Here is a 15676-nt window from a genome sequence, read left to right on the forward strand (position 1 = left end):
CACTCCTCTAAAATAATCCATCAACTGAAAAATACCACTTATCATTTTTATAATCAATTTCATCGATAGTAACGTCGTATTCAAGTTGTTGTTTAAAAACTTTTGAATCGATAATAATCTCTGGTGCATCATCACTAAATTCCATGCCATTATCTAATGTTACATGGTTTTTAAGTGTATCATATATTAAATCTAAGCTGACTGAAAATCTTGCGATATCAATATCTTTTAATTGTAAAATAATCTGATCGTCTTTTACAAGTGGTTCAATTGAAACGTTTACTGGAACATCGATGTTTAAAACAGAATATAACGTTTCAATTTCGATGCCACTTGTTGAAACATTGACGTACATATTGTCATCTATGTTGTCATTGATAATTTTTTCAATTGTTTCGTTGTTCGCAACGACTTGTAAGTTCGAATCTTTTGACTGTGTGCTAGGCTCACTTAATTGGTCATAATCTGGTAACGTTATGACCTTATAACCAATTGTCCCAATAACTATAGCGTTAATGGAAAATAATATTATAAATAAAACTTTCCAAATATTATTCATAAGAATCCTTCTTTACGTAATGTAAATATGCGTACGGATAATTTACTTCTTCTGAAATACTATAATCTTCTCTTGATATTAATTCAAAATCATTTTTGTCATATTCTGGGAAGAACGTATCTCCAACGAACGATTCATAAATTTCAGTGACGTACATCTCTTCTACTTCATCGATCATTGCATCGTATAATTTGCTTCCACCGAATACAAATACTTTACCGTCTAAAGATTTGATTTCATCGAGACTACGAATAATCTCAATACCGTCATCATCTATATCTTGACTCGTTAAGACGACATTTTTTCTGTTCGGTAATGGACGACCTAGTGACTCATATGTCGTTCGACCCATGACGATTGTATGTCCTGTTGTAATTTCTTTTAAACGTTTTAAATCATGTGGTAAGCGCCACGGCATGTCGCCTTTAAATCCGATAACGTTTTGATTTGCATATGCTACTATTAACGATAACATTATTTTTCTCCTTTAGACCGCAATTGGTGCTTTAATGCTTTTATGACTTTTATAATCCACGAGTTCAAAGTCCTCATATTCTAAATCGAACATAGATTTATCTGTGTTTATTTTAACAGTTGGTGCGTCGAATCCGTCTCTAGAGAGTTGAGTCTCAACTGCTTCGATATGATTTTGATAAATATGAACGTCACCAAAAGTATGAACAAATTCACCGACTTCTAGTCCTGTTTCTCTTGCGACGAGTAACAATAATAGACTGTATGACGCGATGTTAAATGGAACTCCTAAAAATACGTCCGCGCTTCTTTGATAAAGTTGTAGACTTAACTTACCATCGTTTACGTAAAACTGAAACAGCGTATGACATGGCGGTAATGCCATCGTTTCAATTTCTGCAGGATTCCATGCTGAGACGATATGTCGTCTAGAATATGGAGTATTTTTAATCGAATCGATTAAGTTCTGTAGTTGGTCGACAGACTCTCCATTTGGTCCGATCCAATCTCTCCACTGTTTACCATATACATTTCCGAGTTCACCATACTTTTTAGCGAATGTATCATCTGTTAAAATGCGTTCTTTATATTTTTCCATTTCTTGTTGATATACTTCGTTAAACGCTTCGTCTTTCAACGCACGTCGGCCAAAATCTGTCATATCTTCGCCATGATAATCTTCAGATTCAACAAAACGTTTAAATGCCCATTCGTTCCAAATGTTGTTGTTATACTGTAGCAAGTATTTAATATTCGTATCTCCGCGCATAAACCAAATGAGTTCTGTCGCAATCAGTTTAAACGATGTACGTTTTGTCGTTAGTAACGGGAAACCTTTACTTAAGTCAAAACGCATTTGATATCCGAAAGTTGAAATTGTACCCGTTCCTGTGCGGTCATCTTTAGTTGTTCCTTTATCTAACACATGTTGTAGTAAGTCGTGATACGCTTGATCGAAAGTGTTCATTAAAATCTTCCTTTCTTTTATTCGGTATTTTTAATATAATATAAGTAATCATATATACTTCAAACGAAGGAGTGTTCCGGATGGAAGCAGTAATGTTTACTGGATTAGTATTACTTTCACTTTACATGATTTCGATGTGTATTTTTGAATAATACTAATTAATAGACTAAAAAGGAAAGCATAATCAGTGCTTTCCTTTTTTTATTGACAATACTCGTCAAAGACGTCTTTTAAATCCATCATAATATCTTCAATTTCTCTGCCCTCAATAAACATTCTCGGTAAGAAGTATTTTAACTCTTTACCTTTAAATAATGCCATTGATGGGCTCGAAGGTTCCTGACCAATATACGTTCTCATTTCTTCTGTCGCTTCTTTATCTTGTCCCGCAAAAACAGTCACTAAATGATCTGGTGTATTTGGGTTTTGTAATGCGACTGTACGTGCTGCTGGTCGTGCCAGTCCTGCTGCACATCCACACATACTATTGATAACAACGAAAGTCGTTTCATCGTCATTTACATTGTCCATAAAGTCTTTGACCGCTTCTTTAGTTGTGAATTCTTCAAAATTGTATTTTGTTAGGTCTTTTCTATAAGCATCAACAAGTTCATTCATATATGCTTCATATGGATTCATTATTGATTCCTCTTTTCCATTTGTTTCCAGACACTTCCAAGTGCTCTTTCGCCTTCTTCAATTCTTGAAATCGCAAGTTCTTTTTGCAATTTACATTCGTATGACGAATCATCTCTATATTGATATAAAAATGGAAGACTAGAATCGTCACCGACTTCATATACAAACATCGCTGCACGCCAACGAACGATTGGACTTTTATCATCAAGTAACGGATACATATCTTTTAAACCAGACTTAAGACCAAGATCACTGTATGCATCTCCTGCTGTTCTACGAACAGTAACGGATTTATCTTGAAGCGCCTGCTTTAAATAATTTAAAGTTTCCTCTTTTTCAATCATTGCTAGAAGTGAAACTGCCATACGACGAATTTGTACTTTTGAATCGTTTAACGCAAACGTTAATAATTCATAATCGCCTTCATTCGGTGTATCAAAGTGATTTAAATAATAGAGTCTCTTCTTCCAATCTTTTTCTTGCTTGAAAGTATCTAAATCAATTTTAAAATAGCGTTTTGGTTCTGGTTGTTTATTTTCTTTAGCAGCCTTTACAAGATGAGTTAAACGCTCTTTTGTATAAAGGGCACCGATTTCTTCTTTTACTTCAGTTAGAACGTCATTAAGCTCACCATAATAGTATCCGAGAGACTCCCATTTTCTACTAAATATAATATTGTCTTCAGGGAGTGTGGCAGCTTCTACAGCGTTTAAAAAGTCATTGTTTAACGCTTCTCTCACTTCGCCATCATTAAGTTTAATTTGATAAGGAATTTCTTTAAATGTTAGTAATTCCACTTTTACTTCGCCAAAGTGTTCGTCGACGTGCGCAATTACTTTTTTGTATCTTGTCCTTCAAATTGAGCTTCAATTTTAGGAATAACAACGTCCCACTCTGCACGAGGATCTTTATCTACAGATATGAAATCTAGAGCGTAAAATACGCTAGTCACTTCATCGATTTCAAGTACACGGTTGATGAAGTCCGGATTTTCTGGACTTACTTCTCTATGTGTTGAAGATTTCATATCTGGCTTTTGCTCATCTAAAACAACTTTCATCGTATTTGGGTTTGGTGTTGGTTCGATTTTGATAATATTCATATACTTTCTCCTTATTTTACGTATTACAGTCATTATACTATTTTGAGAGATATTTTTTAATTTTATTTGTTTAAATATTTATATAACTCTGTTTTAGCGAGATGATCTGCGTGTTTATTGTGCTCACGTGTGATAAAAGAAACTAATAATAAATCAAATTTAGTCTCGTAATTAACGTATGTTGTTAAATATTGTTTAAAGCGCGGATCTTTTGCGAAACGTTTTTCAATTGAATCGACGACAATTTGTGAATCGGTATAAATTATTGCTTGTTTAATATTCAATTCAATACACTTTTCAAGAGCAAACATTAACGTCGCCCACTCTGCTTCATTGTTATCTATATGATGAAACACTGATGTAAATTCGTGTGTAGTTTCATCTTTGATGATCACTGCACCAACAGAAATGTGCGGATGTTGACGCGTTGCTGCATCGATGTGTACCGTTGCCATTATAAATCTAACCCTTCTACGTAACGTTTAGCGATTGTTAAGTCGTATTTATCGAGCACTTGTAACGTACGGTCAAGATTAAATGTATAATCACTATACTGAATCACATCGTTAACATTTATCGGAACATCCGTAATAATTTCAGCGAGTCGTCGGCTGAGTATTAAATGGTCGTAGTCTTTTAAAATGTTTTCTTTTTGACGTTTTGTTAAGGTGTCTAAATTTTCTAGTAAATGGTCTAAGGACTGGTGTTTTTGGATGAGTTTTAACGCGGTCTTTTCACCAATTCCGGTGACTCCAAAGTATCCGTCACCGCTATCTCCCATTAACGCTTTTACATCGATAAATTGCTCGGGTGTAATTGAAAATTCCTCAGTAAAACGATTTAGATCGTATATTTCATATTCTGTATACCCTTTTTTCGTAAGCCATAACTCGTTATCGTCATTAATGACTTGTAAAAGGTCTTTATCTCCAGAAATAATCACCGAATCATCATAGTGTTTTGTAATCGTTCCGATGAGGTCGTCTGCTTCATACCCTTTTAACCCAACTTGATAAAAATCAAGCTCGGCAAGTACATCTTTCACTAAATCAAATTGAGGAACGAGTTCTTCTGGTGGTGCTGGTCGATTAGATTTATAATTTTCATACCACTCTGTTCGAACTGTCTCACTCCCCATATCCCACGTAATGATTACTTTTTCAGGTTGAATGATCTCAATTGCTTTATAAATATGACGAATTGTCCCTTGTACACCATTTGTTGGTAGATCTAAGCTGTTATAAAAAAATTGTTTACTAAAATTTGTTGCAAAGAAGTGACGGAATAACAGAGCCATTCCGTCGACAATTAATAATTTACTCAATATTTAATACACGTTCCTTTAGCGTCGTTTCTTTCGTGACAATCGGTTCATCTTCACGAATCCACTCAGAAAAACTACCACCATATAATTTTACGGGAATGCCATTTTCATGTAAAAACGTAAACATCGGTGTTGCACTCATTCCTGACCCACAAGAGACAGTCACTGAATCAAACTTTTTAATGTCTTTTAATTCATCATGTAAGACGTCTAACGACATCGTACCGTTTTTAAATAGTGTCGTATTTGGAATGTTAACGGCTGTCGGAATATGACCACTTTTACTATCCATGTTATCTCCCTCACCGAGATAACGCGAACGTTCACGTACATCTATTAATAAATGCTTCGGATCTTTTATGCTGTTTTTAACATTTTCAAACGTCGCATATAAAGATTCATCAGGTAATTGATCAACATCTTCAAATACAGTTGGTAGTGTTACGTCATTATATTCAACTTTTTTCGCAACTTCTTTTAGCACACCTAAACTACCGATATATAGCGTCGTTTCATAGCCATATAGTTTAAAAACAACATATAAACGTGTATGAAAGAAACTGTTGTCGTTCGCAAACAATACAATTTCTTTACCTGGTTGACTTAATGCATCATATAATCCTTTCACGACACCTGCTGTTGGTATAGGGCTTCTCCCATTGTTATGGCCATCCGCTTCAACGATAAATGGATTCTCTTGAATGTGAATCGTATTCTCAACCGGATCATTAAGTACTAATTCTTTTGTCTTCTCTTCGTTCCCCATAACGTTTCTCGTGTCGACAAGTAATAATGTGGAAGGGTCTAATTCTAGTAGCTCTTTTTCATTAATGATTGTCATTTTCTTCACCTACAATTGAATGTATTTCGTTTAATAAATCGATACTTTCTTTGTACATTACTTCATCTGGTGCTTCGATTGGTGTATTTAACATCTGTAATACTCTAGTTTTATCTTCTAACAACTTATGATCGATATTATTAAAATAATACGTCGCATTTTGAATGACGTTATCTTTTAGTGCGTCTAATTGAATAGAATCTACAATCGTTTTACTCACTTCTAATAATTGCTCTCTCAGTTGTTTATGCGTTTTAACAGATTTTTCGAAGCGTTTTAATTCCGCGTTCACCTGTGTGTCATTTACTGAAACTTTTACTTGATGCTGTTCTACTTTTGGATATTGTAGCGTGTCTACAACGTTGCTTGCTCTCAGTTTAACATTAAAATCATTGATATGTTGATTTACTAAATCATCGATAAATCTATACACGTTGTTGATAATTGTATTACTTTCAATCGTTACATACTGCTCAATATCGTTTTTAATTAACTGACGATTTGCACTTAACATTTTTTTAGAAACGTCGTTCATCGAAATATTAGATGATAGATAATCATACAATTTAAGCTCTAGTTGCTTTCGTATGAATGCAAATAAATTTTCGATTTCATTCACTGTTTCATTTTTGACCGTATGTGCTGTAAAGTCATTTAACAAATGAGACGTATTTTGACGGTTTTCTTTAAGAGTGTTTATATACGACTCACCTTCATTGAATTGTTTAATATTTGATTTAAGTAATTCGATAAACTGCTTAATGTTTTCATCAAGAGATAGTGCAAGTAATTCTTTTGATTTATTTTTTGCATCTTTTAAAAATGCTAATTTCACCGCTTCAAATGATGCATCTTCATGTTCTAATGCAGATTTACTTGAAACACCATAAATCTGATGTTGAATTTTTAATTGGTTTAGTGACTGATGCATATACGCTTCAACGTCTTCAATTTCTTTATCATTTTTTGCTAAGTCAACAGCGTTAATAACGACCGATAACGGAAACTCTTTTCCTTTAATCGATTGAATATACTTTAAAAACTGCGCATCAGACTGTGTAAACACATGGTTGAAATACGATACGTAAATGATTAAGTCACTATTTGCAATTATTTGGTGAGTTTCTTGTGTATGACGTTCGTTTATCGAGTTAATACCTGGTGAGTCGATAATCGTAAATTGATTTAATAACGGTGCATGATGGCCAATAAACGCTTTATCGATAAATATCGCATGTCTGTCTTCACTCGTTTTATAATCAATGTCTTCTCGAGTCGTTTCGATCTTTTGACCGAATAGTGGTCGATACGTCTCTAAATTTTCATTCACACCATTTTTAAGTGGTACAAATAATTTCGGCACATCCATTTTATTTAAATGTTTGACCTGGTCATCTAACGATAAATTGCTCTTTCCAGTTACGGATTCTAACAATTCAACGATTGATTCCTCAGATTTATATTGAATATAACTTTTATCGCTGTTACTAATCTCAGTAATTGAAGCGGTTGTTGGATTAGGGCTTGTCGTAAGAAGTTTTTCTTTTAATAAAGCGTTGATAAAAGTGCTTTTCCCTGCGCTAAATCCACCGAATACACTGATATTCGCTTCGTTATGCTTTAAACGGTTAAGTTTATTCGTTAATAATTTATAAATATGTCGATAGTTATTTGACTCTTTGATTAAATCGGTAATGCTATAAAATTTTTCTGTATCTAATGCTGTTGATTTAAAGTCATAACTCACAACGTCTTCTTTTTTCTCTGTTAAATCTTTTATCGTATCGAGTGACAATTCAATGTTCTCATTTAATGCTTTTAATTCATCTTCGACATGCGTATATAAATGTTTGTAGCTACCAGATAAAAATACAGATTTTAACTCAGCGAGTTGAAGTGCTTTTTTGTAACGATTTAATTCTTCGTCTACCGTATCATCTGCTTTAACATCATGAACTTTAATATCTAATTGTTTTATAAATACTTTAAGGAGATTTCTTACTTCTTTAGAAATCATTTGTTTTAATTCTCCTAAATAGACATCTAAAACCTTCTCATTACTTTCAACGATTTCATAATCTGTAAGTAAAGCGTCGTGATACTCATATTTAAAGTATTCGTTTGAAGAGATTTTAAGCTCTAAAAACAAGTCATTGATTTGCGTATTAATTTGACGATCAATAACGTCTTGCATCAGTTGATGCACAATCTTTACTTGATCTTCTTTCATCGCTTGTAACTTTTTCTTTTTCCCAAATAAGCCTTTTACTTGTACGTCCCCAGTACTGATTTTGAAGAACTCTCGTATACTATCCTTTACGTCATGTGGGAATAAGTAACTATTACTTACAATATCTTTCGCATGCGCATCGACGTATTCAGTTAATTTATGAATATCACTTTTAATATGTGACGCATCGTGTGCTTGTTTTTCTTCTAGTAAATAATGGATATGTGTTTTTAGATCTGAATCTATTTCTGAATCTACGTCTAAACTATTTAACTGATCATCTAAATATTCGATATGCTTTTGCTCGATATTTTGAATGATTCGTTCATGATACAGCTTTTTAAACGACGCTCTTGAATCGTCTAATTCTTTTAAAAATGATTCTAATTGATCGTTTTGACGGTATGGTGTGCCGTAAATCGACGTAGTAAATATATGTTCTGGATGAATGTGATGGTTTGATAATGTCGACTTTAAGCGATTAATGAACGTATCATATGATAATTCACTATCGTCGTGTTTATCGATTTGGTTGACGATTAAAGAAAACGGAATATTATAAGATGCGATTTCTTCTAAAAATGATAAATTTGATTCACTTTCGACATGGTTATACTCTACTGTAAAAAATACATAGTCTGAGTTGAGTAAAAATTTATGCGTACTTTCTTCGTGTGCTGATGTTTTTGAATCCACTCCTGGAGTATCTTGAAACACGAACGTATCATTGTAATTTTTACTATCATGCATAATTTTAACGTATTCAATCTCAACGTCTTTTTTGTTAATTTGTTTTACTTCGCTTAAGTCATTAAGTTTTACATAATGATTTTTATCAATATAGACACGCGCACGTGTCTCATCGCAGATTTCTATTTGCACTGTTTTACTCGTCGTAGGAATCGGAGAAGAAGGCAACACTTCATCTTCTAATAAATAGTTAATTAAACTCGATTTCCCGGCAGAGAAATGTCCGATAAACGACACGACAAATAAGTCATCATAAACTTTTTTAATCGTATAATCGATTTCTGACAAAAGTTGTTTGTTGTTAGATTTACTAATTTCTTTTCGAATCTTATATAAAATATTTAAAGTATCATCGTTTACCATTACTTTTTACCCCAGTACTGATAATAAGTTGTTTCAATATAGCCGTTAAATAATTTCCTTCTATGTGTTGCACGTTTTCCAATAATGATTTCAAATTCTTTATTAGACGTCATTAAATAAACGTTTAACGTATCATTTTGCTCCATTAATTGTCCGATTTTGCGGTACATATCTTCGACTGCTTTAGCCTCTCCGATACGTTCACCGTAAGGAGGGTTTGTGACAATTTGCGTATGATCTTTTAAATGATCGATATCATGGACATTTTTAACACTAAACTGTATTTCTTCTAACAGTCCGACTTCATCTGCATTTTGCTTAGATACTTCAATCATTCGTTCGTCGATATCACTCGCATATATTTCGACATCTTTATCGTAAAGAGCGTCATTTTCACATTGATTTCTTAACTCTGACCATAATTCTTCAGGGATAATGTCCCATTTTTCTGCGTCAAATGTTCGATTTGAACCAGGTGCAATGTTTTTAGCAATCATCGCCGCTTCAATCGCGATTGTTCCAGATCCACAAAATGGATCAACTAATGGGTTTTCACCAGTATAGTTAGCGAGTTGCAACATCGCTGCAGCAAGAGTTTCTTTAATCGGTGCGTCACCTTGAAGAACTCTATACCCGCGTTTATGTAACGCATCTCCTGACGTATCAATTGTGAGTAATGCTCTGTCTTTTAATATATTAATGTCTACTTTATAACGCGCACCTGTTTCAGGTAATTTACCATCGAGCTTAAATGCTTCTTTTAAATGTTCAACAATTGCTTTTTTAGTAATACGCTGTACGTCAGGTACAGAATATAACGTTGATTTATGTGAGCGACCTGTCACAGGGAAATTCGCATCAGGGCCTAAAATATCTGACCATGGTAAATCTTTGACAGCTTCAAAGAGACCATCAAACGTCGTGACTTTAAAATCCCCAATGATAATACGGATACGTTCTGCTGTTCGTAATTTTAAGTTCGTTTCGACAATTGTTTTTTCATCGCCTGAAAAATATACGCGTCCATTTTCTAAAGTCGTCTCAAGCCCGAGTGACTCGATTTCATTTGCAACAACACGCTCAAGTCCCATTGGCGTATTCGCTAAAAATTTAAATTTCATATTACGCATCCCTTTATATTGTGTTTATACATATTTAAAAAAAGACTCTCCATATACATATACGGAGAGTCACCTAGCCCGGCTTCTCTATAAGCCATGTTCTGTACTAATGTGTTCTAACGTGCACTAGATTACACTCACACAATAGTGATAATCATCTGTCTATATTACTTTCGTAATATCTCTTTCTTCTGTTGAATTCCAGAGAAAAAGTGCTCCTACCAAATTTGGATTGCTCACTCGAGGGGTTTACCCGTTCCACTTTTTACGTTTCCGTAAAACATCGTCACTGTGGCACTTTCAAGTTTTCTTTCATATCTTACGACTTAGAAAGTTAAACTGCCGTTAGCAAAATTTGCTACCTTGACTTATTGTTTCGTCAAGCACGAACACTACAATCATCTCAGACTGTGTGAGCATGGACTTTCCTCTAAGTTTCCTTAGCGATTATCCGATCCACCGGGAATTATTTACTTTGTCCAAATACTTTTTTCTCTAAATTAGAAAGACGTTTTAAAATATCGATATGTTGGTTTTGACTGTCTGACACATCACTACGTGAACGCGTCGCGACTCTAATTCTTAACTCTTCGATTTCTTTTTTTAAACGTTTGTTTTCTTCTTCAAGTTTTTGTAAGTTTTTGTTCATATCTGCCATACGCTGATAATCTGCAATGACATCATCTAAAAATGTATCAACTTCAATTGGTTGATACCCGCGAAGTGTTTTTTCAAATTCTTTTTCGAAAATATCTTTTGCAGACAAGTTAAGAGAGTATTCACTCATTTTTTTCACCTCTTAGTTGTCATATTGATAAGTGATAAAATCATTTAAATCATCAAATTGAATTCTTTCAATATTATAATCAGATTTGCTGCTATTTTCAAGTAAATCATCATATATGTACTTTAAATTAGATTCCGTAGATTCATCATAAAAAATTAATGCATCTGTCGTATTGTCTATTAAAAACTGATTGATTTCTCTAAACATACGTGGACCTTCGTACGTGCGTTTATATACATACGAAGAAAACGCTGCATGAGATTCTATATCTTGTAAAATTAATTTGTCTTCTTCTTTAAATCGCTCGTCATATTCATAAAAAGGTTTTAAAATCGCATACTGAAAAGAATAGTCGTCTTTTAAATCTTGTAGCACTTCTCCTGCGTACATATCGATGCCAGGATAGTTTTGTAAGATAAACCACTCTGCCCCATTTTCTAAGTATTCGATTATTTTCATCTTTAAAAAAGCTTTTAATACTTCTACCTCTTTTTGAGTATGACTAAATATACCGAGCTCATAACCTCTATACCCTAATATAAGTACTCTCATATAATCTCCTTATTTATAAAATAATTAAACCACATATTAATAAATTTAATCTTTTCATTATAAAGTCTTGGTTTTAACTCTTTTTTATGACACGCCATTGCAAGCTCTGTAATCTGTTTTGAAAGTTTTAACTGTGTAGAATCGTTAAAGTATCGATCAGTCGGCAATGACTCTATAAATGATGCAAGGGCATCTGCTTCTAATAGAAATGGTTGGATCTCATCATCAAAATGATACTCATACCCATCTTGTGCGAATCTGTATTTACGTTTTACGTCATCAATATATTTTAAAAGACACTCTTTAGTGTACGGTCTATTCAACGTTATCACCCTTTAAAACATTAGATTTATGTATGTATATTATTGTATAATAACTAAACATGAATGAATATAGCCAAGGAATGATCTAATGTGAAATACCCTGCTGGTATTCAAAAAAGTAATGTTACTAGTAATTCAAGGAAGAAAAAAGTACAATATGGACATCGTGGGATGACTCTTGAAAAAGATATTGACACGACAAATAAGTATTATTTAAATACGAATCGCGCGATTATTCATAAAAAACCGACGCCGATTACTGTTGTAAATGTCGATTACCCATCGAGACAAAAAGCTAAAATTACAGAAGCATATTACAAAACTCCATCTACAAGTGACTATAACGGTATTTATAGAGGGAAATATATCGACTTTGAAGTAAAAGAAACACGAAACGAAACTCGCTTCCCTTTTATTAATATCCATGAACATCAAGTTGAACATATGAGAAAATGTCACGAGCACGGTGGCATTGTTTTTATTATTATGAGATTTCATGCACACGACGAAGTGTTTTTATATCCGATTGAGAAGTTTTTAATCCACTGGGACAATTACAAACTTAAGAACGGTAGAAAATCCATTCGTTATGAGGACGTAAAACGTGACAGTCATATTATTACAGAAAAATTTAACCCGCGTTTTGATTATCTTCAAGTGGTAGATGAATTATATTTTGGAATGAGGTAGCAGAATGAAAGATCCTTTATCTAGAAATAAAAGGAATAAAATGAATAAGAAAACATTGTGGAAACGAATTGCACTAATCTTTATGATGGCAGCTGTTTCTATCTTTGTTTTAGGGATAGTCGTATTTGCTTATTTTGCATCGACTGCGCCAGCATTTAGTGTTGAAAAGCTAAAAGACCCTATCCCTTCAAGAGTATTTGACCGTAACGATGAACTCGTTACAACAATTTATCAAGGTATTGAACGTGAATATATCGATATTACCGATACACCAGAACTTGTTACGGATGCAGTCCTTGCGGTTGAGGATAATAGATTCTATGAACATGGAGCGATTGACTTCAAACGTCTTGGCGGTGCTGTTATTAGTAACATAACAGGTGGATTTGGTTCTCAAGGTGCGTCGACGATTACTCAACAAGTTGTAAAACGTGCGTTTTTAACTGAAGAAAAAACGATTAAACGTAAAGCTCAAGAAGCATATTTATCGTACCGACTCGAGCAAGAATATGCGAAAGACGATATTTTAGAAATGTATTTAAATAAAATATATTATTCAGATGGTATTTACGGTGTAAGAACAGCAAGTTTATATTATTTCGATAAAGAACTCGATGACTTAAACTTAAAAGAAGCGGCTTATTTAGCTGGATTACCAAACTTACCAAACGTTTATAACTTATATGTAGACGCTGAAGCGGGTAATAAACGTGCGAACCAAGTACTCGCGCTTATGTTACACCACGGACGTATTACTGAAGATGAGTATAACGAAGGAGTAAATACTGACTTAACAACAAATTTAGTTGCAAGATCTGATGAAGAACGTTCTTCAACTGAACCGAAAGACCCACAATATGCATCATATATAAACGTGGTCAAGCAACAACTTGAACAATCAGATGAGTTTAAAAATATAGATATTTCAGAGCTACTCTCGTCTGGTATAGATATTTACACAAATATGGATGCAAATATTCAGCGTACGTTACAAAACACTGTAAACGATAAAGACTTTTTCTATGGTGATAAATTTAAAAGCGATGATTTTAATATCGCATCTTCAATTATAGATACACAGTCAGGTGCATTAATTGCGATTAGTGGTGGTCGAGATTATCAGGAAGTCGTTAAAGAAAACTTAGCAATCACTCAGCATAATACAGGTTCTACAATGAAACCGATTCTTTCATATGCACCAGCAATTGAAAATATGGAAGTGCCGACGAACTATACGATTCAAGATGAATACGAATATAGCCCAAAACATTTTGAAGGTAAAATTTATAACTATGATAACCAAAGCCATGGAACTGTAACAATGCGTGACGCATTACGTAAAAGTTACAACATCCCAGCAGTTAAGCTTTTTGAAGAAGTGCGTGAAGAATCAGGAGATAATGTACCTGAACAGTTCGCAAAAGATTTAGGGTTAGATTATTCAAAAAAATCTGATGGTAATTATACGTTATCATTTAACGATGTTCTCGGAGGTAACGAATCTAGATTTAGTCCACTTCAAATGGCACAAGCATACGCGGCCTTTGGTAACGGTGGAACGTTCAATGAAGCGGGAGCTGTTCGTTATATTATAAATTCTGAAAACGAGCAAGTTGATATGGAGTATGAAAGCCACGAAGCAATGAAAGACTCTACTGCGTATATGATCACTGATATGTTAAAAGGTACGTTTCAGCCATATGGAAGTGCCGATTATATTAATATGAATGGTTTAAATATCGCGGGTAAAACAGGAACAACATCTTATTCAGATAGTTTATTAACCGAATATAATTTACCTTCAAACGCTGCAAAAGATGCGTGGATTGTCGGATATACTCCGGAATATACGATGAGTGTGTGGACAGGATTTACAAGTACTAAAAAAGACGGTGCGACGTCATTTGTCGGAACACAAGAACATATCACACCACAGTGGTTCTTCCAAAATATTATGACACAAATTAGCACGTATAACGGTCAAGACTTCACGATGCCAGAAAGTGTGACTTTTGTGGGTGGTCAAGAATTAGGTGTAGTAAATAGTTCTTTCCAATTTAATCCAAATCGAATTAGACGATACTATTACGAAGCACCTGCGGAAGAAACTGAGGTTGAAGAGGATAATACTGATGAAGAAGTTATCGATGAAACTGAGCCAGAAAAGCCTGTAGAGACACCAGAAAATGGTGATGATGGCAGTACGGATAATTCAGATACTACAAACCCAGACACCGATAGCGGTGAGTAAAATTTAATACAAATAAAAGAGCAAAGTAATTTCTAAATTACTTTGCTTTTTGTTTTAATAATTTTCTCTCTCTTTTTTGTCCTTCTCGGCACATGTATAAAAGTGGACATTCAAAACATTTAGGATTTCTCGCTATACAATGATAACGTCCAAAGAAGATAAGTTGATGGTGCGCTTTACTCCATCTATTTTCTGGGATTTTTCTCATCAATGTTTCTTCGACTTGGTTTACATTATCTTTCCAACGTGCGATTCCTAGTCGTTTTGAAACGCGTTCAACGTGTGTATCGACAGCGATTCTTGGAGTGTCAAACGCGACACTTAATACGACGTTAGCTGTCTTTCGACCGACTCCTGCGAGTGTTATGAGTTCTTCGTAAGTCGTCGGTACTTCTCCATTAAATTTATCTATTAAATCTCTACATAACTTTTGTATGTTTTTTGCTTTCGTACGGTATAGTCCAATTGATTTGATATCGTTCTCTAGTTCTTCTAGTGGAACGCTTAAATAGTCTTCAGGTGTCTTATATTTTTGAAATAACGTATCTGTCACTTTATTTACAGATACGTCTGTTGCTTGAGCAGATAATAATACTGCAATTGTCAGTTCAAAATCATTTGTATAATTTAGCTCTGCTTCCGCATCTGGAAACATCTCATGGATAATATCGAGTGCTTCCATCGTCTTTACTTTACTCAGCAC

At 34.0% G+C, this 15676-nt stretch carries 17 protein-coding genes and 1 other RNA gene; 2 read left to right on the forward strand and 16 right to left on the reverse strand.

All coding sequences use genetic code 11. From position 1 onward, the window contains the following. Window positions 1-7: 7 nt before the first annotated feature. The 15 genes from HMPREF3029_RS03920 to HMPREF3029_RS03985 all read right to left on the reverse strand — a co-directional run bounded on the left by HMPREF3029_RS03920 (window position 8) and on the right by HMPREF3029_RS03985 (window position 12032). On the reverse strand, window positions 8-559 hold the full coding sequence (locus tag HMPREF3029_RS03920) for a DUF2140 family protein (RefSeq protein ID WP_068130088.1): 552 nt from the start codon (window positions 557-559) through the stop codon (window positions 8-10). Next, complete coding sequence (locus HMPREF3029_RS03925; RefSeq protein ID WP_070709938.1) at window positions 552-1034, reverse strand: dihydrofolate reductase; 483 nt, start codon at window positions 1032-1034, stop codon at window positions 552-554. Before HMPREF3029_RS03925 ends, HMPREF3029_RS03920 begins: the two co-directional genes overlap by 8 nt. Window positions 1035-1046: 12 nt before the next feature. Then, complete coding sequence (locus HMPREF3029_RS03930; protein ID WP_070709939.1) at window positions 1047-2000, reverse strand: thymidylate synthase; 954 nt, start codon at window positions 1998-2000, stop codon at window positions 1047-1049. A 201-nt stretch (window positions 2001-2201) separates the two neighbouring features. Continuing rightward, window positions 2202-2639, reverse strand: coding sequence for a BrxA/BrxB family bacilliredoxin (locus HMPREF3029_RS03935; RefSeq protein ID WP_068130097.1), 438 nt, complete (start codon window positions 2637-2639; stop codon window positions 2202-2204). Next, window positions 2639-3436: a virulence factor gene (locus tag HMPREF3029_RS03940; RefSeq protein ID WP_246830699.1), complete on the reverse strand. Its 798-nt coding sequence runs from the start codon at window positions 3434-3436 to the stop codon at window positions 2639-2641. Before HMPREF3029_RS03940 ends, HMPREF3029_RS03935 begins: the two co-directional genes overlap by 1 nt. Before the next feature lie 35 nt (window positions 3437-3471). Beyond that, on the reverse strand, window positions 3472-3741 hold the full coding sequence (locus tag HMPREF3029_RS09630; protein WP_246827345.1) for a NifU N-terminal domain-containing protein: 270 nt from the start codon (window positions 3739-3741) through the stop codon (window positions 3472-3474). A gap of 62 nt (window positions 3742-3803) precedes the next feature. Further along, window positions 3804-4196 carry a ribonuclease HI family protein gene (locus HMPREF3029_RS03945; RefSeq protein ID WP_070456557.1) on the reverse strand — a complete coding sequence of 131 codons (393 nt, stop codon included), beginning with the start codon at window positions 4194-4196 and terminating at the stop codon, window positions 3804-3806. Continuing rightward, a complete protein-coding gene (locus HMPREF3029_RS03950; RefSeq protein WP_070709940.1) occupies window positions 4196-5068 on the reverse strand; it encodes a 5'-3' exonuclease in 873 nt (290 codons plus the stop codon). Before HMPREF3029_RS03950 ends, HMPREF3029_RS03945 begins: the two co-directional genes overlap by 1 nt. After that, window positions 5058-5906, reverse strand: a complete 849-nt coding sequence (locus HMPREF3029_RS03955; protein WP_068130105.1) for a sulfurtransferase — start codon at window positions 5904-5906, stop codon at window positions 5058-5060. The genes HMPREF3029_RS03950 and HMPREF3029_RS03955 overlap by 11 nt, the downstream gene beginning before the upstream one ends. Next, a complete protein-coding gene (locus HMPREF3029_RS03960) occupies window positions 5893-9249 on the reverse strand; it encodes a dynamin family protein (protein ID WP_070709941.1) in 3357 nt (1118 codons plus the stop codon). The genes HMPREF3029_RS03955 and HMPREF3029_RS03960 overlap by 14 nt, the downstream gene beginning before the upstream one ends. Further along, window positions 9249-10370, reverse strand: a complete 1122-nt coding sequence (locus HMPREF3029_RS03965; protein ID WP_070709942.1) for a THUMP domain-containing class I SAM-dependent RNA methyltransferase — start codon at window positions 10368-10370, stop codon at window positions 9249-9251. Before HMPREF3029_RS03965 ends, HMPREF3029_RS03960 begins: the two co-directional genes overlap by 1 nt. A gap of 85 nt (window positions 10371-10455) precedes the next feature. Continuing rightward, window positions 10456-10829, reverse strand: an RNA gene (rnpB, locus tag HMPREF3029_RS03970) — RNase P RNA component class B. Between the two features lie 7 nt (window positions 10830-10836). Next, entirely contained in the window at window positions 10837-11157 is a 321-nt protein-coding gene (gene gpsB, locus HMPREF3029_RS09555; protein ID WP_040928122.1) for a cell division regulator GpsB, read from the reverse strand. A 12-nt stretch (window positions 11158-11169) separates the two neighbouring features. Next, complete coding sequence (locus HMPREF3029_RS09560) at window positions 11170-11709, reverse strand: SLOG family protein (RefSeq protein ID WP_070709943.1); 540 nt, start codon at window positions 11707-11709, stop codon at window positions 11170-11172. Further along, on the reverse strand, window positions 11706-12032 hold the full coding sequence (locus tag HMPREF3029_RS03985; protein WP_068128461.1) for a hypothetical protein: 327 nt from the start codon (window positions 12030-12032) through the stop codon (window positions 11706-11708). Before HMPREF3029_RS03985 ends, HMPREF3029_RS09560 begins: the two co-directional genes overlap by 4 nt. A gap of 90 nt (window positions 12033-12122) precedes the next feature. Here HMPREF3029_RS03985 and recU point away from each other — a divergent pair, with 90 nt between their 5' ends. Both recU and HMPREF3029_RS03995 read left to right on the forward strand, forming a co-directional pair. Then, entirely contained in the window at window positions 12123-12722 is a 600-nt protein-coding gene (gene recU, locus HMPREF3029_RS03990; RefSeq protein ID WP_068128459.1) for a Holliday junction resolvase RecU, read from the forward strand. A 4-nt stretch (window positions 12723-12726) separates the two neighbouring features. Continuing rightward, window positions 12727-14973: a transglycosylase domain-containing protein gene (locus HMPREF3029_RS03995; protein WP_070709944.1), complete on the forward strand. Its 2247-nt coding sequence runs from the start codon at window positions 12727-12729 to the stop codon at window positions 14971-14973. Between the two features lie 37 nt (window positions 14974-15010). On the opposite strand, the gene nth is transcribed toward HMPREF3029_RS03995, so the two are convergent. Further along, complete coding sequence (gene nth, locus HMPREF3029_RS04000) at window positions 15011-15676, reverse strand: endonuclease III (protein ID WP_070709945.1); 666 nt, start codon at window positions 15674-15676, stop codon at window positions 15011-15013.

Origin of the sequence: Nosocomiicoccus sp. HMSC059G07 (assembly GCF_001815515.1) — a bacterium.
Classification (GTDB): Bacteria; Bacillota; Bacilli; order Staphylococcales; family Salinicoccaceae; genus Nosocomiicoccus; species Nosocomiicoccus ampullae_A.